The sequence below is a fragment of the Bradyrhizobium sp. SZCCHNR1002 genome (assembly GCF_032381435.1).
GTDB classification, from domain to species: Bacteria; Pseudomonadota; Alphaproteobacteria; order Rhizobiales; family Xanthobacteraceae; genus Bradyrhizobium; species Bradyrhizobium aeschynomenes.
This window is the reverse complement of the sequence record NZ_JAUHIS010000002.1, coordinates 633755-657505: the sequence shown is the minus strand read 5'-3', so window position 1 is coordinate 657505 and position 23751 is coordinate 633755. Positions and strand designations below refer to the sequence as shown.

At 66.4% G+C, this 23751-nt stretch carries 19 protein-coding genes; 12 read left to right on the top strand and 7 right to left on the bottom strand.

Annotation, left to right across the window (positions count from 1 at the left end):
• Positions 1-88 precede the first annotated feature (88 nt).
• From kynU to QX108_RS15400, 3 genes are read left to right on the top strand one after another with little or no spacing between them, the layout of a single operon-like run.
• The gene (gene kynU, locus QX108_RS15410) at positions 89-1282 is read left to right on the top strand and encodes a kynureninase (RefSeq protein WP_315787654.1); all 1194 of its coding nucleotides are present in this window, start codon (positions 89-91) and stop codon (positions 1280-1282) included.
• A complete protein-coding gene (gene kynA / locus QX108_RS15405; RefSeq protein ID WP_315787652.1) occupies positions 1279-2118 on the top strand; it encodes a tryptophan 2,3-dioxygenase in 840 nt (279 codons plus the stop codon). Before kynU ends, kynA begins: the two co-directional genes overlap by 4 nt.
• Positions 2119-2154: 36 nt before the next feature.
• The gene (locus QX108_RS15400; protein ID WP_315787650.1) at positions 2155-2982 is read left to right on the top strand and encodes an alpha/beta hydrolase; all 828 of its coding nucleotides are present in this window, start codon (positions 2155-2157) and stop codon (positions 2980-2982) included.
• A gap of 430 nt (positions 2983-3412) precedes the next feature.
• Here the strand turns inward: QX108_RS15400 and QX108_RS15395 are convergent, their stop codons facing one another.
• The 6 genes from QX108_RS15395 to QX108_RS15370 all read right to left on the bottom strand — a co-directional run bounded on the left by QX108_RS15395 (position 3413) and on the right by QX108_RS15370 (position 12498).
• A complete protein-coding gene (locus tag QX108_RS15395; protein ID WP_315787649.1) occupies positions 3413-5008 on the bottom strand; it encodes a gamma-glutamyltransferase family protein in 1596 nt (531 codons plus the stop codon).
• 131 nt (positions 5009-5139) lie between these two features.
• On the bottom strand, positions 5140-5523 hold the full coding sequence (locus QX108_RS15390; protein WP_315787648.1) for a RidA family protein: 384 nt from the start codon (positions 5521-5523) through the stop codon (positions 5140-5142).
• 200 nt (positions 5524-5723) lie between these two features.
• Positions 5724-8057, bottom strand: coding sequence for an acetamidase/formamidase family protein (locus QX108_RS15385; protein WP_315787646.1), 2334 nt, complete (start codon positions 8055-8057; stop codon positions 5724-5726).
• A gap of 184 nt (positions 8058-8241) precedes the next feature.
• Positions 8242-9483, bottom strand: a complete 1242-nt coding sequence (locus tag QX108_RS15380) for an acetamidase/formamidase family protein (protein WP_315787644.1) — start codon at positions 9481-9483, stop codon at positions 8242-8244.
• A gap of 199 nt (positions 9484-9682) precedes the next feature.
• Positions 9683-11311 carry an amino acid ABC transporter permease/ATP-binding protein gene (locus QX108_RS15375; protein ID WP_315787642.1) on the bottom strand — a complete coding sequence of 543 codons (1629 nt, stop codon included), beginning with the start codon at positions 11309-11311 and terminating at the stop codon, positions 9683-9685.
• Between the two features lie 296 nt (positions 11312-11607).
• The gene (locus QX108_RS15370) at positions 11608-12498 is read right to left on the bottom strand and encodes an ABC transporter substrate-binding protein (protein WP_315787529.1); all 891 of its coding nucleotides are present in this window, start codon (positions 12496-12498) and stop codon (positions 11608-11610) included.
• A 631-nt stretch (positions 12499-13129) separates the two neighbouring features.
• Here QX108_RS15370 and QX108_RS15365 point away from each other — a divergent pair.
• The 6 genes from QX108_RS15365 to QX108_RS15340 all read left to right on the top strand — a co-directional run bounded on the left by QX108_RS15365 (position 13130) and on the right by QX108_RS15340 (position 19847).
• Positions 13130-13954 (top strand): ABC transporter permease, encoded by an 825-nt coding sequence (locus QX108_RS15365; RefSeq protein WP_315787531.1) that lies wholly within the window; start codon positions 13130-13132, stop codon positions 13952-13954.
• Complete coding sequence (locus QX108_RS15360) at positions 13954-15018, top strand: ABC transporter ATP-binding protein (protein WP_315787534.1); 1065 nt, start codon at positions 13954-13956, stop codon at positions 15016-15018. Before QX108_RS15365 ends, QX108_RS15360 begins: the two co-directional genes overlap by 1 nt.
• 24 nt (positions 15019-15042) lie before the next feature.
• Positions 15043-16074 (top strand): PotD/PotF family extracellular solute-binding protein, encoded by a 1032-nt coding sequence (locus QX108_RS15355; RefSeq protein WP_315787536.1) that lies wholly within the window; start codon positions 15043-15045, stop codon positions 16072-16074.
• Positions 16075-16155: 81 nt separating this feature from the next.
• On the top strand, positions 16156-16986 hold the full coding sequence (locus QX108_RS15350) for an ABC transporter permease (protein ID WP_315787538.1): 831 nt from the start codon (positions 16156-16158) through the stop codon (positions 16984-16986).
• Between the two features lie 234 nt (positions 16987-17220).
• A complete protein-coding gene (locus QX108_RS15345) occupies positions 17221-18840 on the top strand; it encodes an amidohydrolase family protein (protein ID WP_315787540.1) in 1620 nt (539 codons plus the stop codon).
• Positions 18837-19847 (top strand): CobW family GTP-binding protein, encoded by a 1011-nt coding sequence (locus QX108_RS15340; RefSeq protein WP_315787542.1) that lies wholly within the window; start codon positions 18837-18839, stop codon positions 19845-19847. Before QX108_RS15345 ends, QX108_RS15340 begins: the two co-directional genes overlap by 4 nt.
• Before the next feature lie 192 nt (positions 19848-20039).
• On the opposite strand, the gene QX108_RS15335 is transcribed toward QX108_RS15340, so the two are convergent.
• Positions 20040-20861, bottom strand: coding sequence for an IclR family transcriptional regulator (locus QX108_RS15335; RefSeq protein ID WP_315787544.1), 822 nt, complete (start codon positions 20859-20861; stop codon positions 20040-20042).
• A 179-nt stretch (positions 20862-21040) separates the two neighbouring features.
• On the opposite strand from QX108_RS15335, the gene QX108_RS15330 reads away from it, so the two are divergent.
• The 3 genes from QX108_RS15330 to QX108_RS15320 are packed head-to-tail and all read left to right on the top strand — an operon-like array spanning position 21041 to position 23750.
• Positions 21041-22096, top strand: a complete 1056-nt coding sequence (locus QX108_RS15330; protein ID WP_315787546.1) for an ABC transporter ATP-binding protein — start codon at positions 21041-21043, stop codon at positions 22094-22096.
• Entirely contained in the window at positions 22093-22950 is an 858-nt protein-coding gene (locus QX108_RS15325) for an ABC transporter permease (protein WP_315787547.1), read from the top strand. Before QX108_RS15330 ends, QX108_RS15325 begins: the two co-directional genes overlap by 4 nt.
• 5 nt (positions 22951-22955) lie before the next feature.
• Entirely contained in the window at positions 22956-23750 is a 795-nt protein-coding gene (locus QX108_RS15320) for an ABC transporter permease (protein WP_315787548.1), read from the top strand.
• Position 23751: the final 1 nt, after the last annotated feature.

The following is a 23751-nucleotide window of genomic DNA, read 5'->3' as shown; positions in this document are numbered from 1 at the left end:
ATCAGGCGAGCGGCGCGGCCCGTCGGTCGATCTGGTCTCTCTCTCGGCCCGAATCATGCATTCAGGATGGCGAACAGAGCAAGGCAGCATGGCGGATTTTTCTCAGACACGATCGCTCTTCAAAATTCCTGACGGCGTCATCTATCTCGACGGCAATTCGCTGGGGGCGCTGCCCCTGGCGGTGCCCGCGCGCGTCACCAGCATGATCGAGGCGGAGTGGGGGCAGGAGCTCATCCGCGGCTGGAACAGCGCCGGGTGGATGGTGCAGCCGCGCCGCGTCGGCGATCGCATCGCGCGGCTGATCGGGGCTGCGCCCGGCACGGTCGTGATGGGCGATACGCTGTCGATCAAGGTGTATCAGGCGCTCGCCGCGGCGCTGTCGCTCAATCCCGGCCGCCGCGTGATCCTGTCCGACAGCGGCAACTTCCCGTCCGACCTTTATATGGCGCAGGGCCTGGTCCGCATGCTCGGCGACCGCGCCACGCTGAAGGTGGTCGAGCCCGAGGCGGTCGAGGCCGCGATCGACGACAGCGTCGCCGTGCTGATGCTCACCGAGGTGGACTACCGCACCGGCCGCATGCACGACATGAAGGCGCTGACGAAGAAAGCGCACGACGCCGGTGCGCTCGCGGTCTGGGATCTCGCGCATTCCGCCGGCGCCGTACCCGTCGATCTTGCCGGTGCGGACGCCGACTTCGCGGTCGGCTGCACCTACAAATATCTCAATGGCGGGCCCGGCGCGCCGGCCTTCATCTATGTCGCGCCCCGCCATGCCGATGTCGCGCCGCCGGCGCTGTCGGGCTGGATGGGGCATGAGGCGCCGTTCGCCTTCGATCTCGATTATCGTCCGGGCGGCGGCATCGAGCGGATGCGCATCGGCACGCCGCCGATCATCGCGCTCGCCGCGCTGGATGCAGCATTGGATGCGTGGGAGGGGGTGTCGATGCAGGACGTGCGCAACGCCTCGATCGCGCTGTCCGAGCTGTTCATCGCGGAGGTCGAGAAACGCTGCCCCTCGCTGACCCTGGCGTCGCCGCGCGATGCGTCGCGCCGCGGCAGCCAGGTCTCGTTCCGCCATCCCGACGGCTACGCCATCATGCGCGCGCTGATCGCACGCGGCGTGATCGGCGACTTCCGCGCGCCGGATGCGCTGCGCTTCGGCTTCACGCCGCTCTATATCGGCGCGGCCGAGGTGCGCGGCGCGGTCGACATTCTCGCTGAGGTGCTCGACAACAAGCTGTGGGACAGACCCGAATATCGCCAGAAGGAGCTCGTGACGTGAGCAACGCCCCTTACGATCCCGCCACCGAAGGTGCGCGGATGAACTTCAAGGGACGGATGTCCTATGGCGATTATCTGATGCTGGACCGCCTGCTCGACGCGCAGGAGCCCCTCTCGACGGCGCATGACGAGCTGTTGTTCATCATCCAGCACCAGACCTCCGAACTGTGGATGAAGCTCGCGATCCACGAGATCAAGGCCGCGATGGCCGCGATCGCCAAGGACGACGTGCAGCCGGCGTTCAAGATGCTGGCGCGGGTGTCGCGCATTTTCGAGCAGCTCAACGGCGCCTGGGACGTGCTGCGCACGATGACGCCCAGCGAGTACACGCTGTTCCGTGACAAGCTCGGCGAGTCCTCCGGCTTCCAGTCGTTCCAGTACCGCTCGATCGAATTCCTGCTCGGCAACCGCAATCTCGCGATGCTGCGTCCGCATACGCATCACCCCGAGCTGACGGCGGAGCTCGAGGCGATCCTGGCCAGGCCGAGCCTCTATGACGAGGCGTTGCGCCTGCTGGCGCGGCGCGGCTTCTTCATCGGCGCCGATGGTCAGCGCACCGACTGGCGCGGCACGCGCGCTGAGAGTCCCGAAGTCGCGGCGGCCTGGACCAGCGTCTATCGCGATCCGCAGCGGCATTGGGAGCTGTATGAGCTCGCCGAGAAGCTGGTCGATTTCGAGGATTATTTCCGCCGTTGGCGCTTCAACCACGTCACCACGGTGGAGCGCATCATCGGCTTCAAGACCGGCACCGGCGGCACGTCAGGCGTCAACTACCTGCGCAAGATGCTGGAGATCGTGCTGTTTCCCGAGCTCTGGAAGCTTCGCACCGGGCTGTGAGCCTGCGGGCTCTGATCATTCGATGAGGAGGTCTTCATGCTCTATGCCGTCAAGGACTGGGATAACGCCTATGCCAACGGTCCGAACATCCCCGGCGGCGAGCGCTGGCCCGGTCTGTGGGTCCCGCCGGCAGAAGCGTACCGTGCCGACATGGTGGGGCAGGGCCGTGCCAAGCTCGACATCGCCTATGGTGAACACGCGCGTCAGCGCCTCGATTTGTTTCTCCCCGAGAGCACGCCGAAGGGCCTCGTCGTGTTCGTGCATGGCGGCTACTGGATGCGGCTCGACAAGAGCTTCTGGTCGCATCTGGCGCAAGGCGCCATCGCACGCGGTCATGCCGTGGCGATGCCGTCCTATCGGCTATGTCCCGAGGTCGGGATTGCCGACATCTCGGTCGACGTCGCGCAGGCGATCGCAAAGGCGATGGACGAGGTTGACGGCCCGGTGGCGCTGACCGGCCATTCCGCCGGCGGCCATCTTGTCAGCCGCATGATCTGCAGCGGCGCCCCGCTGCCGGCAGACCGGCAGGCCCGCATCGGCAACGTGGTGTCGATCTCCGGCCTGCACGATCTGCGCCCTCTGCAGCGGACCGCGATGAACGACACGCTGCACATCGATGACGCCACGGCCTTGAAGGAAAGTCCGGCGCTGCTTGCACCGGTTGCAGACGCCCGTGTCACCGCCTGGGTCGGCGGCGCCGAGCGCAACGAATTCCGCCGCCAGGCCCAACTGCTCGCCAATATCTGGACGGGACTCGGCGCATCCACGGCCTATGTCGAGGCGCCGGACCGGCACCATTTCGACGTGATCGATGAGCTCGCGGACGCGGACAGCGGACTGGTCGAGGCGTTGGTGGCTAACTAACAAGACAGCCTATCTTACGAGACCACACGGCCCGATCGGTGCAATCTCTCCCCACGCTTTGCTGGGAGAGATCGGATTCCGCAGGGACAGGAAGATGAAGGCTGCCGCAAGCATGGTCACCAATGTCAGGCCCAGCGGTTACAGCCACATCGCGCCGAGGGCGCGGTGCCGATGATTGTGCCCTCGCCCCTTGTCGGAGAGGGCATGGAGATCGGTGCAACCAACTCACTTGGGTGAGGGGGTTCGTTTCCGCGAGCGTCGCTTGCCGAGAGATACCCCTCACCCGAATGAGATTGCGGGCCGGCCGGCGACGCCCTCTCCGACAAGGGGCGAGGACGCTGTATTGAGCTGCGGTGCTGAGGATGCAGGCTGTTGCGAACCTGATGATCGAGGGAGCGCACTGCCATCCAGAGGAGAGCTCGGCCGTGAGTTACCCCTCCGTCACCGCATCTCCCCAGGCGTGGAAGATCTCCGTCGCGCCGCTGTTGATGTCGCCCTCGCGCAGCACGATGCTGGGACAGGCGAACTTCATCGGCATCGTCTGCACCGGCGCCGGCACGGTCTCGAATTTCGCAGTGAGTGCGTCCATCACGTCGGCGGACAGTCGCGTGTCGGCGCCGACCACGTCGCCTTCGCTGGCGTCGATGCGAGGCTGATGGATCGCAGCGTCGAGATCCATGCCGTAATCCATCACGAAGGACAGCATCTGCGCCACGGCCGGCAGGATCCGGCGGCCGCCGGAGGCGCCCAGCGCAAGGCGTCTCCCATCGGCGGTCTGCGCCACGACGGGCGTGTAGTTGGTGAGGCAGCGCTTGCCCGGGGCGAGCGAGTTGGTCGTGCCGGGGGTCGGATCGAACCACATGATGCCGTTGTTCATCATGATGCCGCTCTGCGGTGCCTGGAACTTCGAGCCGAAGCCCGACAGCAGGGTCTGGGTCACCGCGGCCATGTTGCCGTCGCGGTCGACCACCGAATAATGCGTGGTGCAGGCGGGCGCGAGATATTCGGCGCCGAGCGCGCGCTTCCCTGCGGCGTCGCCCATGTCGTTGAGGCGTTCGCGATAGGCCGATTGCACCGCTTCGGCATAGGCGATGAACGCGCCCGCATCCGGGGTCTTCCCGGAGGCCGTCACGCTGGCCTGCATCAGCCGCAAGGCGTGTGCCAGCGTCGGGCCGGCGGTCAGCTCCGGCGTGGCGAACACGGTGCCGCCGCGATATGGGATAGCGAGCGGCTCACGAAGATGGGCCTCGAAGGCGGCGAGATCCTCCACCGAAAGCGCGCCGCCGGCGGCCTGGATGTCACGGGTGAGCGAGCGGGCGATGTCGCCCTGATAGAAGTCGCGCGCGCCGGCGTGCGCGAGATGCGCCAAGGTCGCCTTCAGTTGCTCCTGCGGCAGCCGCGTCACCGCCTTGGCGCCCCATTGCGGATTCGGTGGCAGGCCATCCTTCAGATAGGCCGCAGCGCTGCCGGGATAGCGGCGGAGGTCGGCCGCGCAGCTGGAGATCATCACGGTCGTCCACCAGTCGACCAGCAGGCCTTCGGCTGCGAGCTTCACGCTCGGCGTGACCAGGTCCTGCCACGGCAGCCTTGCGTAGCGGCGATGCGCCGCCTCCATGCCGGCGACGATGCCGGGCACGGCGATCGCGCCGGGGCCATGCAAATTGCGGTCGTCCTTGACACGGGGCCAGGGGAAGATGTCGGCGGCGACGCTGCCGTCATTCGCCAGCGGATAGTCTTCGACGCGCAAGCTGTCCGGCGCGCGCATGCCGTAGTCGATCACCTCGACGCTATTCTGCCTGGCGCGATACAGCACCATGGCGCCGCCGCCGCCGAGCCCGCTCATCCACGGCTCGAGCACGCCGAGCGCAAAGCCGGTTGCGACCACCGCATCGATGCAGTCGCCGCCGGCCGCCAGCACCTCGGCGCCGATTTCGGCCGCGCGGCGCGACTGCGCGGCGACGATGCCCCCCTTGCTGCTGACCGCCGGCTTGCGAATCTCGTGGCGATTGGAAAACTGGTTCGGCATGACACTCCCTCGATCCGCCTCATTCGTCGGCGAATTGACACCGGCTGGCGCCGCCGCACAATCGGCAACAGCGCCTGCCTCCTCAGCTCACATCGAATGACCGGCGTTGAGGAGAAATTTACCTTTCGGAACTACGGTCGTCGACAGACCAGATCGATCTCGATCAGCGCGTCATAGGCAAGGCCGGTGACGCCGACGCAGGTGCGGGCCGGCAGCCGGTCTACGGGGAAGAATGAACGGTAGGTTTCATTCATTGCCGCGTAATCCCGCTTGAATTCGGTCAGGTAAATCCGAGACATCACAATATGTTCGAGGCCGAGGTTGAGGCTTCGGATGATGTACTTCAAGTTCTGCATCACCGCCTTCGTCTGCTCCACGATGCCCTCCGGCAGCACGCCCGGCGCCTCCGGCGAATCCGGCATCTGGCCGGTGACGAACACGAAGCCGTCGGTCTCCACCGCGTGACTGAACGGTGCCACGGGCCGCGTGGCGCCGGAGATCATGTGGAACTGCATGGTGAGGGGTCCTTCTTGTGCGGGGCTAGCTAGAAATCACAATTCCGGTCGTCATTGCGAGGAGCCAACGGGTCCGCACAAAGCGCGGCCCGATGACAGGCTCCGCGACGAAGCAATCCTGAGTCGCGCGTGACGCCCTGGATTGCTTCGCTTCGCTCGCAACGACGGAGATCTGGGACAAAGTTGAAGCGCAATGAACCTCAGCGTTCAGTCTCGAACAGCCGCTTGCTCAGGATCGCATGCACGCCCCAATTGCCGTCGACCACTTGCGTGACGCCGAAATCGACCGCGGCGGACATCAACGCGATCGCCTCGTCCTCGCTGAGGCCTTTGACGTGCATCAGGAAGCGCCGCATCTTCCGGAACGCGTCCTTCATCGCGAGGTCGAGCGAGGATGTGTTGTAGACTTCGCTCTGGCCCTGCGCGCCGAACTCGGCGAGATAGTTCGGATGGCTGAAGCCGGTCAGCACCCAATCGGTTTCAGTCTCGATCAGCGGATAGCTGAGATCCGCAAAGGGTTGTCCCGCGAGCCGGCTCTTCTTGTGCAGGATGACCTGGAAGGTGCCGGTCATCGAGCACTCGATCGCGGTGCCGCCGAGCTCGCCGTCGCCTTGCGTGGCGTGGGGATCGCCGATGGACAGCAGCGCGCCGGGGACGGCAACCGGCAGGTACACGGTCGCACCCTTGCCGAGCCGCCAATTATCGAGATTGCCGCCGAAATAGGATGGCGGAATCGAATCGACGAAGTCGACTTCGCGCGGCGCCACGGCGATGACACCGAAATGCGGCCGCAGGGGAATGCGGATGTTGTCGAGCACGCCATGGCGGCGCTTGACGCTGCCGGGCGCCACCGGCACGCCGGGATAGTCGTAGGTGGCGTGGACGATGCCGGCCGGATCGGTCTGCGGCTCCCAGCGATAGGAATACAGCGCACGCGCATGCGGCTCGGGATCGTCGGCGAAGATCTCATAGATCGTCACGGCCTCGCGCGGCGCGGGCGGCGCGATCAGCTCGTTGTAGTGATAGCCCCACCATGCCGCCACGCTGGAGCCGAACACGCGGCCTTCATGCCCACGGCTGCGGCTTCGCCGCGGCACGATGTCGAGGATGCGCACCTCGAGCACGTCGCCCGGCTGGGCGTCCTTGATCGTCACGGGGCCGGTGCAGATGTGCACGCCGAAGCCCTCGCCGGCGCCACGGCCGAACACGCTGGCGTCCATCGGTCCGGCGCCGCGGCGGTCGACGTTCTTCTTCGCCCCGGTCCAGCCGAACACGCTCTGCGCGCCGGCATCGCCTGATATCATCAGCTCCGGATCGTCCGAGGCGTGCTGCGTCAGCGTTTCGATGGTGATCGTGTCGCCGGAGGCGATCTCCAGTTGCGGCGGCAGCGAGCGGCTGAAATAGCCCCAATGCACGCGCTCGGCCGACACCGCGAGATGATGGTGATGCCGTTGTGCGTCTAGGTCGTTGGCCGGCGCCGGCAGCGCGATCTCGCTCCTGGACGAGGCGGGTGACGGTGAGGCCCGCTGCTGCGCCAGCGCGTCCTGCGGCCAGCCGCGCTGGCCGCGCGGCGCCGCCGAAATCACCGCCTGCTCGGCCTTCTGCTGCCGGAACTCGCGCGGCGACAGGCCGAAGCGGGCGCGGAAGCTGCGGCTGAAATGCGCCGAATCGCCAAAGCCGTAGCGGTAGGCGATCTCGGAGATCGAGTGGGTGGCCTCGGCCGGATTGGAGAGATCCGCCCAGGCACGCTGCAGCCGCCGTTCCCTCACGTAATGACTGAAATTGTCGCCGGCGCTCTCGAACAGCTTCTGCAGGTAGCGCTCTGAGATGCCTTCCGCCTGGGCGACGCGAGCCGGCGTCAGCTCGGCATCGTCCAGCCGGCGCTCGATGGTCTGGCAGATCCGGTGCAGGATCGCCGCCTGCGTCGCGCTGCTGCCAGCCTCGGAGGTCGGCGCGGCCTGCTGATGCGCGAGCGTCAGCACGAGATCGGCGAGGCTCTGCACCACCGTGCTCCATTCCGCATCGCTCAGGGTCTCGAGCGCGCGTGCGGTGGCCTCGATGGTGCGGCAGACCACGTCGGCGAGTCCGTTCGGCGCGATCACCTCGGGTCTTGCAAGCTTCAGTCTGCCGCTGATCCGGCCGTGCAGCGCGTCCGAGGTGACCGACAGCACGATCGCGCGCAGATCGCGCTGGAACGCGATGCTCCAGTCGCCGCCGCGCGGCAGCAGCAGCAGGCACCCCGATGGCACGATGCGATGGCTGTCGCCGCTGCGGAGCACGGCGCCGTCCTCGATCGCCAGCAGCGCGATCGGGAGATCCTCATGCGCCTGCGGCACCGCCGCCACGATCTGCGCGCCTGCCGCCAGCCGTGACAGCGCGATGCCCGGCGCATGGCGGTGCGACGCCGTCGCGTGGCCGTCGTAGAACGGAGCCTTCGCAGCCGGCTGCAGCCCGACCGCGTTCAGGACATCGCGCCACGCCTCGGGGCGCTCGTCCCTCGCATAGGATTCGCTGGTGAACGGACGGAAACTCATGGCACGCCCCGGGTCCGGGAATTCGAAGCAACCCCCGTGCCAGACGGCTTTGACGGTCCGTGGTGGAATAATGCTGCTCAGGGCGCTGCTCCAAAGCTCGCGATCTTCGATGCCGCTGGAACACGAATGGCGGGTTCCCCTCCCCCTTGCGGGCTGGGGCTAGGGGAGGGGGCCCGCAGCGACATCAATCACACCGGAACACGTTCTTCCTGATCGTGCCATGCACGCCCCAATTGGCGTCGACGACCTGGGTGACGCCGAAATCGGCGCCGACGGACAGCAGCGAGATCGCCTCGTCCTCGCTGAGATGATGCACCGTCATCAGGAATCGCCGCAGCTTGCGGAAGGCGTCGCGCATGGCGCGGTCGAGGCTGGAGTGGTTGGCGATCTCGGTCTGGGCGTTGGCGCCGAGCTCGGCGAGGTAGTTCGGATAGGTGAAGCCGTACACCGACCAGGCCTCATTGGTCTCCAGCAGCGGATGCGTCAGGCCTTCGAGCGAGGTGCCCGCGAGATCGCTCTTCTTGTGCAGAATGAACTCGAAGTCGCCGGTCAGCGAGGTCTCGATCGCGGTGCCGCCGAGCTCGCTGTCGCCCTGCGCGGCATGGGGATCGCCGACTGAGAAATAGGCGCCCGGCACCGCGACCGGGTAGTACATCCGCGCGCCCTTGCCGATCCGCCAGTCGTCGATGTTGCCGCCGGTGTAGCTCGGCGGGATCGAGGAGACGTAGTCGGCCTCGGACGGCGCCAGCCCCATGGTGCCGAAATGCAGCCGGGCCGGCACCTTGATGCCCGGCAGGATGTTCTCGCGCTTCTTGATCGTCGTGTGATCGACCGGCACGCCGGGATAGTCGATGGTCGGATGCACGATGCCGTCAGGATCGGTCTGCGGCGTCCAGACGTAGTTATAGACCGCCTTGGCGAACGGTTCGCCCGCGGTGTCCAGCTCGAAGATGGTGATGACCTCGCGCGGCTTCGGCTCCTCGATCAGGTCGTGATAGTGGAAGCCCCAATTGGCGGCAGCGTTGGAGCCGAAGCATTTGCCGGCGTGGCAGCCGCATTGGCTCGGCCGTGGCCGGATGTCGAGGATGCGCACCTCCAGCACGTCGCCGGGCTCGGCGCCCTCGATCGCCACGGGGCCGGTGAGCAGGTGGACGCCGATGCCCTCGCCCGAGCCGCGGATGAACGGTCCCTCGGTCGGCCCTGAGCCGCGCCGTGCCACGGCCTTATGTTCCCTGGTCCATTTGAACACACTCTCGGCGCCGGGATCGTCCTTGATCATGCGCTCGTAGTCGTCATTGGCGTGATGCGTCAGCGTCTCGATCGTGGCGCGGTCGCCGGAGCGCAAGGTGAGCGCGGGTGTCACGACCTTGGAAAAATAGCCCCAGTGGACGGTCTTGTTGGACACCGGCAGCAGATGGTGCTTCATGCGAGGGCCTCTTTGCTCAGAGATCGAGAGTGTTGCGTCGTGAATTTGCAGACGGGCCTCATGGTTCGAGACGGCGCTGTGCGCCTCCTCACCATGAGGGGAGAGAGTGAGCGCGCCTCATCCACAGCCCTCATCCTGAGGAGCCCGCCGCAGGCGGGCGTCTCGAAGGATGGCCGCGGGCTGGATGCGAACCACACGCTCATGCGACCGCGTCCTTCGGCCGCTCGGCCTCCATCACCGAGAGGAAGCGCGCGGTCAGCGGATGGCGCGGGTTGGTCAGCACCTCGTGTGCAGGCCCCTGTTCGAGGATGATTCCGCCATTGAGGAAGGCGACGCGGTCGGCGACCTCGTCGGCGAAGCGGATCTGATGCGTCGAGATGATCATGGTCAGCCCATCGTCGATGGCGAGGCGGCGAATCACCTCCAGCACCTCGTTGACCAGCTCGGGATCGAGCGCCGAGGTCGGCTCGTCCAACAGCAGCACGCTCGGATTCGGCGCCAGCGCGCGCGCGATCGCGACGCGCTGCTGCTGGCCGCCGGACAGATGCCGCGGCAGCGCATCAGCGCGATGCGACAGCCCGACGCGCTCGAGCAGCTCGACCGCGCGGCGTTCGGCCTCGATGCGGCCGAGGCCATGCACCCAGCGCAGCGGACCCGCGATGTTTTCCTTGGCGGTGAGATGCGCGAACAGATTGAACTGCTGGAACACCATGCCGACGCCGACATTGGCGCGCTCATTGGCGATCGCGCGCGGCGACAGCTTGCGGTCCTTGTCGTCGAAACCCAGCTTGCGGCCGCCGACACGGATCTCACCCGAGTCCCAGTTCTCCAGATGATTGATGCAGCGAAGCAGGGTGCTCTTGCCGGAGCCGGAGGGGCCGAGCAGCGCGATCACCTCGCCGATGCGCACGGTGAGATCGAGGCCGTCGAGCACGGTGTTGCCGTGATAGGCCTTGCGGAGCTCCTTGACTTCGACGGCGACGTTGTTGCGGGCGATCGTCGCGGCGCGCCGCGCACGGTCCTCGATCGAAAGGGCAAGCGGTGGCGTTTCCTTCAATTCCGCGGGTTCGGGCGGAGCGGCCTCGACGGCGGGCGCTGTCTTGTCCGCGAGCTCCAGCTTGGTCGCGAGATCGACGCGGCGCCATGGCAAGTAGTCCGCCAGCTTGCGCTGCCTCGCCGTGCGGTCGAGATCGAGCAGCCATTCCAGGGCGAGCTGGATGACGCTGATCGCGCCGGTCAGCACCAGATAGAGCAGGCCGGACGCGAAGAAGATCGAAAAGAAGTCGAAGGTGGAGGAGGCGAGCTGCGTCGAGCGCAGCGTCAGCTCCTGAACGGCGATGACGGAGGCGAGCGATGAGTTCTTCAGCGCGCTCACGGCTTCGTTGCCGAAGGCGGGGATCATGGTGCGAATCGCCTGCGGCGCGATGATCCGGCGCATCAGCACACCCGGCGTCATGCCGAGCGCCTGGCCGGCGAGCAGTTGGCCGCGATCGACGCCAAGCACGCCGGAGCGCAGCATCTCGGCAATGAACGGCGCCTCGTTGCAGGCGAGCGCGAGGCCGGCCGCCAGCACCGCCGGCAGCTTGATGCCGATATGCGGCAGGGCATCGTAGGCGAACACCATCTGCAGGATCAGCGGCGTGCCGCGGAAGATCACCGTGTAGCCGCGCGCGATCGCCGCCAGCAGCCAGAACCGGCTGAGCTGCATCGCGGCGAGGACCAGGCCAAGGATCAGTCCGCCGACCAGGCCGAGCGCGGTGACCTGCAGGGTCAGCTCGATGCCCTGCAGCAGGTACGGCATGCTGAGATAGTGCAGGAAGAGGGACATGTGGTCGACCCGGGAGGTGCGTAGGGTGGGCAAAGGCGCGAGGCGCCGTGCCCACCGCGGTGCTGCGGAAGTAAGACGGTGGGCACGCTGCGCTTTGCCAACCCTACGAATGTGGCTCACGCATGTGCCGCCAAGGAAATGGTGCGCTCCCTCCCCCCTTGCGGGGGAGGGGTGGGGAGGGGGGTACCCAGCAAATAGTCTTTGTGTGGGACCCCCACCCCCGACCCCTCCCCGCAAGGGGGAGGGGAGCGCACCGTCGCTGGGGCAGCAGCTTCGCTTTCGAAACCGCGGCGCTATTAGTCCGCCGTCAGAATATCCGGCTCCTTGAAGTTCGCCGGATCGAGCTGCCACTTCTTCAAGAGCTCCTGGTGGATGCCTTCCTTCTGCACCTCGATCAGCGCGGCCATCACGGCGTCGCGGAACTTCGGCTTGTCCTTCGGCACGGCGATGCCGACCGAATAGGGGATGGTCACGGCGATCGCCTTTTCCAGCTTGTCCGGATAGGCCTTCACCGCCTGGTCGACGGTGTTGACGTCGTTGACATAGGTGTCGGCACGGCCCGCCAGGATCGCCTGGATGCAGTTGGCGTTGTTGTCGTAGAGCTGGATCGTCGGCTCAGGCTTGCCGGCTTCCTTGCATTTCGGCGCGAGATCCTGGATCAGCGGCACCTCGACATAGCCGGTGTTCTCGGCCGCGGCCGCGCCGCACATCGACATGTTGATGCCGTTGATGCCCTTCGGATTGCCCTTGGCGACCAGCACGCCGTCGAACACCTTGGAATAGGTGATGAAGTCGGCGGCCTTGGCGCGCTCCTTGGTGGCGTAGATGTCGGAGATCACGATGTCGGCCTGGCCGCTCGCCAGAGTGGTCAGCAGCGCGGCGAACGTCACCGCCTTGTAAGTCAGCTTGAAGCCCAGGCAGTCGCCGATCGCTTCGCCGAGGTCGATGTCGAATCCGACATATTTGCTCGGGTCCTTCGGGTCGATCGACTCGTAGCCTGGGGTGTGCGGATTGATGGCGTTGACGAGCGTCTTGCCCTTCCAGTCCGGGTATTTCTCCTTCAGTGCCGCGCAGCCCGCCGGTGTCGCCGCGCTCGCATCGATGGGTGCGAGCAGTGTTGCCGCGATGATGGCGCCGAGCGCGGCAAGCCACGCGCGCCGCGCCCCAGTGAATAGCCTCGTCTGCATGTTGCCAGCTCCTTCGAACGATGGTGTCGCGCTGGTCCGGCGGTGCATTGGTGCCGTCGCCCCGGTCCAAGCTCGAAGGCAAGCTTAGGTGCGCGCCTGCGCGGATGACTTGTCCGTGGGCGCACGAAATATTGGATCGCGCCGGTACAAGAATTGAGCACGCGTTGCCCAAAACGACGCCGCTGCGGAGTGGGTGCTGCTCGGGGGGCGATCTCTCGCGCCGTCATGAAAAATGACGATAATCAGAAATTGTTTGCCTCGCGAGACGGCCGTTTCCGACGTCCTGGCACATTGATCATGGTACTCCGGCTGTCTTCGTCCGCGAAGGCGGACGATCCAGTACGCCGTGACGCCTCGGTGAATCTCTTCTGCCGCGGAGTACTGGATGCCCCGCTTTCGCGGAGCATGACAACGGTGAGGCTGACGAGACCTCGACAGGGAAACAACCGGTTCTAAGTCTAGCGCCGAGATGGAGCGGCCAGAGTTTCACGCGTTAGGATCGTGGCACCGCATGCCGGCTCGCCCATGCACATGTGCATTGCGATAAGTCCCCTCGCGGGCTTGGCGACAGCGGAGCTGGCGACTACGATGCCGCCGCACAACCTGCCCTTTGTTTGTTGAGGTGTCTGCAATGCTGTTCCGTTTTACGGGACAACTGTCTTTCGGTTCATTCGCAGTGCGGACACTGATCGTCGTTGCCTACGCCATCATCTTCGCGCCGGTCGTCATGATCGTGATGACCAGCTTCTTCGCGCAGGAGATCGTCAGTTTCCCGCCGTCGGGGCTGTCGTTGAAGTGGTACGCGAACGCGCTGAGCAAGCCGGAATTTTTGCGCGGCCTGATGACGAGCTTCCAGGTGGCGCTGCTTGCCACGGCGATCGGCGTGCCGCTCGGCACCGCCGCGGCGCTCGCCATCGTGCGCGGCGAATTCCGCGGGCGGCAGGCGCTGTCATCGTTCCTGCTGGCGCCGCTCGCGGTGCCCGGTGTGGTCGCCGGCTCCGGCCTCTACATGTTTTACGTGCTGGCCGAGGATCTGCTCGACCGCGACATCAAGGCGACCACGGAGGGACTCGTCGCCGCGCATACGCTGCTCGCGATCCCGTGGACTGTGCGTCTCGTCGTCGCAAGCCTGCAAGGCCTCGACCGTGCCGCCGAGGAGGCAGCCGCGAATCTCGGCGCCAGTCCGTTCACGGTGTTCCGCCGCATCACCCTGCCGATGATGCGCTCCGGTATCGTCGCGGCTGCGATGTTCTCCTTCATTCAAAGCTTTGAAAATCTCGATTTGTCGATGCTGCTGGTCGGGCCCGGACGGATCACGCTCCCTGTCGCCATGCTGAACTATCTCGAATTCCGCATCGATCCGACGCTCGCCGCCGTCGCCACCGTCCAGATCGCGCTGGTCGGCCTGCTGATGGTGATCACCGACCGCTTCGTCAAATTGTCGCGGGTGGTGTGATGGCGCAGCTCACTCTCGAGAAGCTCACCAAGCGCTTCGGCACGTCGATCGGCGTCGAGGGCCTCGATCTCTCGGTCAACCAGGGCGAACTGGTCGCGCTGCTCGGGCCCTCCGGCTGCGGCAAGACGACGACGTTGCGCATGGTGGCGGGCTTCCTGCCGCCGACCAGCGGCCGCGTGCTGTTCGACCGCGAGGACGTCACTGATCTGCCGGCCTACAAGCGCGCCACCGGCATGGTGTTCCAGTCCTACGCGCTGTTTCCGCATATGTGCGCGGCCGACAATGTCGGCTTCGGCCTGGAGATGCGCGGCCTCAACGCGGCGGAGCGCAAGACCAGGATCGAAGAGGCGCTCAAGCTGGTGCGGCTGTCGCATCTCGCCGACCGGCTGCCGCGGCAATTGTCCGGCGGCCAGCAGCAGCGCGTGGCGCTGGCGCGCGCGCTGGTGATCAATCCGCGCATCTTCCTGCTCGACGAGCCCCTGTCCAATCTCGACGCCAAGCTGCGCGCCGAGGTGCGGCTGGAGATCCGCGCGCTGCAGCAGCGGCTCGGCCTGACCACGCTGATGGTGACGCATGACCGCGAGGAGGCGCTGACCATGGCCGACCGTCTCGTCGTCATGGAGGGCGGCCGCGTCCGCCAGATCGGCACGCCGCAGGAGCTTTATGATTCGCCGGTCGATGCGTTCGTCGCCGACTTCGTCGGCCGCTGCAACATCCTGGCGGGCCGGCGCGCGAGTGCTAGTCAGTTTCGCACCAGCGGCGGGTTGCTGCTTCCGGTCGATGTCGTCAATTGCGAGCGCGACGATGCCGACGCCTTCGCGCTGCGCCCGGAACGGATTGATATCGTGCCCGGCGACTCCGGCGAGGTGCATGGCCGCGTTCAGGCGATCACCTATATGGGCGCGCAGACCGAATACGTCGTGGCTCTCGGTGACGAGACGCTGGTCGCCGTCCGGCCGACACCCGACGCCGGCGAGCCGCTGGCATCGCTCAAAACCAACGATCCGGTGTCTTTGCAGTGGGACCGCAAGGCCCCGCGGCTGGTGCCGCAAACATCGTCCTGATCATCCCAAGCGAGAGGTTCTCCCATGATTTCGCGACGTCATTTTCTCTCCGCCAGCGCCGGTGTCGCCGCGCTGGCCTCCGGCATGCCGACGGCTCGCGCCGAGGGCGGGCAGGTCGTGGTCGGCACCTGGGGCGGCGACTATGGTCAGCTGCTCTCGGATATCATCGACAAGCCGATCATGACGCCGAAGGGCTTCGAGATCGTGCAGGACGTCGGCAACGCCGATCCGCGCAAGACCAAGCTGCTCGCCGAGCGGCAGAGCCGGCGCGGCTCGATGGATGTCGCCTGTCTGTCCGACAACGATGCCTACATCGTGTCGCAGTCGGACGTGTTCGAGAAGGTCGACGCGGCGCAGGTGAAGCGGCTCGACAAGGTCTTCCCCGAGCTGAGAAGCGACATCGCGATCCCGCACATCTATTCGGCCCAGGTCATCCTCTACAACACCAACCAGGTGAAGACGCCGCCGCAATCCTTCGCCGATCTCTGGGATCCGAAATGGCGCGGCAAGATCGGCCTCGCCGACATCCTCTATCCCAACAACACGCTGGCGGCGGCGCTCGCCGGCGGCGGCGGCGTCAGCAATCTCGATCCGGCCGAAAAGAAGCTGATGGAATGGCGCTCGCTCGACGTGAAGATCTATCCGTCTAACGAGGCCCTGGCGGCGGCGCTGAAGTCGGAGGAGGTATGGCTGACCACGATGTGGCTCGCCCGCGGCTTCATGTGGAAGAAGTCCGGCATTCCGCTCGCCCATGTCGTGCCGAAGGAGGGGACGCCGGCGATCGTGTTCCAGGCCTCGGTGCCGAAGAACGCCAAGAACAAGGCCGGCGGCTTCGCCTATCTCGACGCGATGCTCGACGCCAAGGCGCAAGGCGGCTTCGCCGACAAGATGGGCTATGTCCCGACCGTCACCGACGCGCCGCTGCCGGAGGATCTCGCCAAGCAGGTCAGCCTCACCGAGGCGGAGCGCGCGCGGCTGCTGAAGCCGGACTATGCCTATGCCGCCGGGCGCTCGCAGCGCACGCTCGACTTCTGGAACAAGGAGTTCAAGGCCTGAGCCTTGGACAATGCGCTCCTGCGGCTTCGCCGCAGGAGTCGCGGCTGAACAGCCGATACTTTCGCAATCGGAGCTCGCGCGATGGCGCTGCTGGTCGTCCCTGCCTGTCTCCTGGTCCTGGCGCTGCTGATCGGGCCGATGATCCTGATGTTCCGGATCTCGCTGAACCAGTTCAGCCCGACCCAGCTGATGATGCAGGCGCTGTCGCCGGACAATTACATCAAGGCCGCGACCGATCCGTACTACCAGCAGATCATCCTGGCCACGCTCGGCATCGCGCTGCTGTGCACGCTGCTGACCCTGATCCTGGCGTTTCCGGCGGCCTATTGGCTGGGGCGCATGGAGAGCCGCTGGAAGAGCCTGGTCGTGATCGCGACCTTGTTCCCGCTGCTGGTCGGCAATGTCGTGCGCTCCGCCGGCTGGATGGCGCTGTTCGCGCGCGACGGCCTCGTCAACACGGGCCTGCTGAAGCTCGGCCTGATCTCGGCGCCGCTGGAAATCATGTACACGACCAAGGCGGTCATCATCGGGATCATCGCGGTCGTGCTGCCCTACATGATCCTGACGCTGTCGGCCGTGATCGAGAGCATTCCGCGCGATCTCGAATACGCCGCCGCCAATCTCGGCGCGTCCGGCGCGCGCGTGTTCTGGCGGGTGATCCTGCCGCTGTCCGGCCCCGGCGTCGCCGCCGGCTCGATCCTGGTGTTCGTTTTGTGCATGAACACCTATGCAACGGCGGTGCTTCTCGGCGGCCCACGATTCAAGATGATGGCGCCCGCGGTGTACGACCAGTTCGTGCGCGGCAACAACTGGCCGATGGGCGCCGCGCTCGCCTTCATGCTGCTCGCGGTGACCATGGCCTTCACCGTGTTCGGCAGCGTCGCGTTCGCGCGGAAGTATAGGACGGGATGAGGTGCGAAATGAGTGGGCGAAGGCCTCGCCGCGGACGCGGTGCAACCTCGCCCCGCTTGCGGGGAGAGGTCGGATGGCATCGCCAGATGCCATCCGCGTGAGGGGGTACAGGTCTCACCCCGAACACTTCCCGCGCGGCTGCCCCTCACCCCAACCCTCTCCCCGTGAAGGACGGGGAGAGGGAGCGCACCGTCTCCTTCGCTGGTAGTTCGGTATAACAAGGATAGAAACGGCATGACCGACCAAGCCACACTGCCCGGCGATGAGCTCGCCTTCATCCGGAACAAGGGCGCCGCGCCGATCGTGCCGAAGGCGACGACGCGGGATCGCGGCATGGGGCCGTTCAAGCGGCTGGCGCTGCGCGGCGCCACCGTGATCGACGGCACCGGCGCGCCGCCGATCGGGCCCGTGGACATCATCGTCGAGAATGGCCGCATCGTCAGCATCAAGAAGGTCGTCGGCTACGGCTATGCCGGCAACTCCGGCGAGCCCGCCGATCACGAGATCGACTGTCGCGGCAAATGGGTGACGCCGGGCTTCGTCGACTGCCACGCCCATGCCGGCGTCGCCTATCACTCCGCCAATGGCTGGGTGCCGCCGGTCGACTACGTCTACAAGCTCTGGCTCGCGCATGGCGTCACCACGGTGCGCGAGATGGGCTCGATGAACGGCCTGTCCTGGATGCTCGACCAGAAGCAGCGCGCCGAGAACAACACGATCGCCGCGCCGCGGCTGCTCGCCTATGCCTATTTCCCGGCCGTCAACGACATGGTCAAGACGATCTACACGCCCGAGCAGGGACGGGAGTGGCTGCGTCAGGTCAAGCAGCGTGGCGCCGACGGCATCAAGTTCTTCGGAGCCCCGCCCGCGATCATGGAAGCCGCGCTCGACGAGTGCAAGCAGATCGGCCTGCGCACCGGTTGCCATCACGCCCAGATGGCGGTGTCGCGCATGAATGCGCTGACGACCGCGAAATGGGGCCTGACCAGCGCCGAGCACTATTACGGCCTGCCGGAGGCGCTGTTCGAGGACCGGGTCATCCAGAACTTCCCGCTCGACTACAACTACACCGATGAATATTTCCGCTTCTCGGTCTCGGGCCAGATGTTCAGGCAGGGCGCCGAGCCGGGCTCCGCCAAGTGGAACGAGGTACTGGAGCAGTTCCTGGAGATCGGCTTCACCTTCGTGCCGACCTTCACGATCTACGACGCCAACCGCGATCTGATGCGGGCGCGGCAGGCCTATTGGCACAAGGAGTACACCTGGAAGTCGATGTGGGACTACTTCACGCCGCAGCGCGGCGGCCACGGCTCGTACTGGTATCGCTGGTCGACCCAGAACGAGATCGAGTGGAAGGAGAACTACCGGCTCTGGATGGCGTTCATCAACGAGTACAAGAACCGCGGCGGCCGCGTCTGCACCGGCTCGGATTCCGGCTTCATCTACCAGATCTTCGGCTTCGGCTATGTCCGTGAGCTCGAGCTGCTGCAGGAGGCCGGCTTCCATCCGCTCGAAGTGCTCCGCTCGGCGACCTCGCAAGGCGCCGCGCTGTGCGGGCTCGAAAACGAGATCGGCACCGTCGACGTCGGCATGCGCGCCGACCTGCTGGTGCACGACCACAATCCGCTGACCGACTTCAAGCTGCTCTACGGCACCGGCGCGATGCGCTTCAACGACGCCACCAACGCGGTCGAGTGGCATCGCGGCCTGAAATACACCATCAAGGACGGCATCATCTACGACACCGAGGAGCTGCTGGCCGACGTGCGCGAGCTGGTGAAGGCCAGCTGGGAGAGCGACGTGCCGGAGAAATACGCCGCTAGGGATAAAGACAAGGACGCCGCGGCGCCATGAGCGCCCCGACAATCGACTTCTTCGTCCTCACCGGCTTCCTCGGCTCCGGCAAGACGACGCTGCTGCGCGACGTGCTCAGCGCGGAGACCGCGACGGATACGGCTGTCATCGTCAACGAGGCCGGCGAGGTCGGGCTCGACGGCGTGCTGTTGCGCGAGAGTGGTGACGATGTGCCGATGGCGATGCTGTCGAACGGCTGCGTCTGCTGCCAGATCGGCAGCGATCTCGCTTTCACCATCGACCGCCTGATCATGGCGCCGCGGCCGGATGGGCTGCCGCCGTTGCGTAGGATCATCCTGGAAACGTCCGGGCTGTCGATGCCCGGCCCGGTGCTGCGCCAGCTCGCGACCCTGGCCGAGCACCGCATGCGCGTCGCCGTCGTCGCGACCTATGATCTCACCCGCGGCCTGGACGTCGCGACCTTCGAGGAAGCCGCTGCGCAATGGGCCGCGGCGCACCGCATCGTCGCGACCAAGGCGGATCTCGCGCCCGATGCGCTCGCCGATGCGCCACTTGCGATCGCCCAGCTCAATCCGGTCGCCGAGGCCATCGCCGATGGGAATCGCGCTGCCATCGTAGCGGCGGCGTTCGCGCCGTTGTCATCAGCACCGCCACTGCGCGAACTCGCGCCCGCTCTGGCCGCCGCGCATCCGCGTCTCGCACTCTGTCTCGTCCGTCCGCGCGGCGAGATGGCCTACGCCGATCTCGCCGGTTGGCTCGACAATGTCGCCGGCCGTCTCGGTGAACGCCTGCTGCGGATCAAGGGCCTCGTGAAGGTGCCCGAGGCGCCGCGGCCGCTGCTGGTCGAAAGCGTCGGCACGATGTTCTCGCCGCCACGGCAATTGAGGGCCGACAATCCGCCAGCGCCCTTCATCGTCGTGATCGCGCGCGACATCGACCGCGCCGAACTGGAGCAGGTCGAGCCGAAGGGGTTGTTCACGTTCTCCTGGCGCGAGCCCGAGAGCAGAAACGCGCCACGTGGCATTCGCGCGGAGTGGGTGACCTGAACGGCTGGTCACAGCCGCACCGCCCCGAGCCACCCGCCGTCATTCCGGGGCAATCGTGCACACGCGCTCGCGTGTGCGCGATTGAACCCGGAATCCCGAGGTGGTTGAAAGCGAACGCAAGCCAAGCTCGGGATTCCGGGTTCAAGGCCTGCGGCCTTGCCCCGGAATGACGGTGGCAGTTGTGTAAAGCAATCAACTGCCACCGATCGTGCTCAGGCTCCGCGAGGGATAGCGCAGCGCCACATCGAACGGGTTGAGCTTCTCTGCGAGCGCTTGCGCCTCGCTTTGCAGGATCCTCACGACATGCGGCAGCCGCTCCGCATTCAGCCGCTCCGCCAAGGTCCCCACGCTGAGCGCCGCGACGGCGCGGCCCTGCGCGTCGAGCACGGGGACGCCGACGCCGGCCATGCCGGGAATGAGGCCGGTGCTGGTGTTGACCCAGCCCTGCACGCGGGCCTGCGCCAGCGCGCTGCGCAGCGAGGCCTCGTCGAGAAAGCCGCGGTCGAGCAGGCGCGGGATGTTGAAGCGGATCACCGCCTCCTGCTCGTCCTCCGGCAAATTGGCGAGAATGGCGAGGCTGCCCTGGCCGAGGCCGAGCGGCACCTTGCCGCCGATGTCGCCGGTGAAGGAGCGGATCGGGAACGGCCCCTCGACGCGATCCAGGCACACCGCATCGAAGCCGTTGCGCACCAGCAGGAAGATCGTGTCGCTCAAGGTCGCGGACAGCCGCAGCAGCGCCGGCCGCGCCGCGTCGCGCAATCCGCTGGCCTGCCCGGCGCGGGCGGCGAGCACGTAGAAGTCGAGCGCGAGCCGATAGCGCTTGCCGGCAGCCTGCTCGGCGAAGCCCTCCGCGGCGAGATCCTGCAGCATGCGATGCGCGGTCGGCTGACTGCAGCCGGCGGCCTCGGCGATGTCCTTCAGCCGTAGCCCCTCCGGGTCGCCCTGGCTGAGGATGCGCAGCAGCTTCAGGGCGCGACGAAGGCTGGAGGCGGACTCCGAGTCGGGTGTGGTCATGTCGTCCGAAGAATTGAGTGGCCTCATCGTGAGATAATATTTCATATATCAGAATTATGAAAAGATAAATTCAGGATGCCGGAATTCCTGATTGACCCTCCCGGCCGCTCCCCGGCATGAAAGAGCCCCAGGGCGGCAATCCCTGGTGATGGCCCAGGGAGCCTCCCGCGCGAGGACGCATGGGTTTCCTGACGCTCGACGGTCTGACGAAGCGCTATGGCGAGGCCGCTGCGGTCAGCGACGTCAATCTCAGCGTCGCCAAGGGCGAGTTCATCTCGCTGCTCGGTCCCTCCGGCTGCGGCAAGACCACCACCCTCCAGATGATCGCCGGCCTCGTCGAACCGAGCGCAGGGCGCATTACGCTCGACGGCCGCGACATCACCCATGAGAAGCCCGACCGGCGCGGCCTCGGCATCGTCTTCCAGAGCTATGCGCTGTTCCCGCACATGACGGTGGCGCAGAATGTCTCCTTCGGCCTGGAGATGCGCAAGGTCGCCAGGGCCGAGCGCGAGGCGCGCGTCAAGCAGGCGCTGGCGCTGGTACAGCTCGCAGCGCTCGCCGACCGCTACCCGCGCCAGCTCTCCGGCGGGCAGCGCCAGCGCGTCGCCGTGGCGCGTGCGCTGGTGATCGATCCGCCGGTGCTGCTGCTCGACGAGCCCTTGTCCAATCTCGATGCCAAGCTGCGCGAGGAGATGCAGTTCGAACTGCGCGGCATCCAGCAGCGGGTCGGCACCACCACCATCATGGTCACGCACGACCAAAGCGAGGCGCTGTCGATGAGCGACCGCGTCGTGGTGATGGAGCAGGGCCGCATCATGCAGGTCGACGCGCCATACCGGTTGTATGAGCGTCCGGCGACGCCCTTCATCTCCTCCTTCGTCGGCAAGATGAACCGGCTGCCCGGCGTGTGGCGTATCGGCGGTGTCGAGGCCGGCGGCCGCCTGCTGCCGTGCGACGGCGCCGGTCTCGTCGAGGGCGCTGCCGCCGTGCTGACGATCCGGCCGGAGAAGATCATGCTGACCTCGCCGGGCGCCGGCGTGCTCGACGGCCGCGTCAAGGCGCGCTTCTTTCTCGGCAGCGCCTGGTTCTTCACCGTGGAGACGCCGGCCGGACTCGTCGGCGTGTCGGTGCCGAATGCCGGTGAGGAGCCGGCCCGAGAGGGCGATGCCGTCGGGCTCGTCTGGAGCAGTGCCAGCGCCAAGGCCCTCGAGCACGAGGGAGCGAAGTCGGCATGAGCAACGCGCGCGCCGCCACGACGCCCTGGCTGTTGGCCGCGCCCGGCGCGCTGCTGTTCACGGCGCTCGTGCTCGTGCCGCTGGCGCTCACCTTGATCCTCTCGTTCCACGTCTACGACCCGGCGAGCGGCGTGAAGGATGAGACGACGCTCTCGCACTACACGACGATCCTCACCGATAGCTACTTCCTCAACATTTTCTGGCGCACGCTGCGGCTCGCCGCGCTGACGACCTTGATCTGCGCCGTCATCGGCGCGCCCGAGGCCTACATCCTGTCGCGCATGCGCGAGCCCTGGCGCTCGATCTTCCTGCTCGCGATCATCGGTCCGCTGCTGGTCTCGGTCGTGGTGCGCGCCTTCGGCTGGAGCATGCTGCTCGGGCCCACCGGCTTGGTCAACGAGGCGTTCCGCGCGCTCGGCCTGGGCACGATCAAGATCCTCTACACCGAGACCGCGATCGTCATCGCGCTGGTCCATGTGATGCTGCCGTTCATGGTGATCCCGGTGTGGACCTCGCTGCAGAAGCTCGACCCGATGGTGGAAGCTGCCGCCTGGACGCTCGGCGCCTCGCGCTTCACCGCGCTGCGCCGCGTGGTGCTGCCGCAGGTGACGATGGGGCTGTTGTCCGGCAGCCTCGTCGTGTTCGGCCTCTCGGCCTCGGCCTTCGCGATCCCCGCGCTGCTCGGCGGCCGCCGGCTGAAGATGGCGGCGACCCTTGTCTATGACGAATACATGCATGAGCTGAACTGGCCGCTCGGCGCGGCGATCGCGATCCTGGTGCTGGTCATCAATCTCGTCATCATGCTCGCTTATCAGCGCGTGGTCGAAGCCCGCGCGCGACGGACGTTGGGGTGATCAGCATGCACCGCAACGGTCCGATCGCGTTGCTGTTTCACACGCTCGTCGTTGGCTTCGTGCTGGCGCCGCTCATCGTGATCTGCCTCGTCGCGTTCACGCCCGCCAACACGCTGACCTTGCCGACGACGCAATTTTCGCTGCGCTGGTTCAGCGCCGTGTTCGAACATCCCGACTTCGTCGCCTCCTTCCTCAACAGCCTGTGGGTGGCAGCAATAGCGGCGACGATCGCGGTGGTGCTCGCGGTCGCCGCCGGCCTCGCGCTCGACCGCTACGAGTTCCGCGGCCGTGCGGCGCTGAACGCGCTGTTCCTGTCGCCGCTGATGATCCCGCATCTCGTGCTCGGCGTCGCGCTGCTGCGGTTGTTCGCGCTGCTCGGCGCGACCGGCAGCCTCGCCTGGCTGACCGCGGGCCACATCGTCGTCGTCACCCCTTACGTGCTGCGCCTCGTGCTGGCCGCGCTCTCCGGGCTCGACCGCAGCGCCGAGCAGGCCGCCGTGACACTCGGCGCCTCCAGCTGGATCGTGTTCCGCCGCATCACCGTGCCGATGATCCTGCCGGGCATCACCGGCGGCTGGCTGCTCGCCTTCATCAATTCCTTCGACGAGCTCACGATGTCGATCTTCATCACCTCGCCGGCCACTGTGACTCTGCCGGTGCGCATGTACATGTACGCGACCGAGTCGATCGACCCGATGATGGCCGCGGTGTCGGCGCTGATGATTGCGGTGACGGCGGCGGCGATGCTGCTGCTCGACCGCATCTTCGGCCTCGACAAGATCCTCGTAGGGCAGGGCTGAC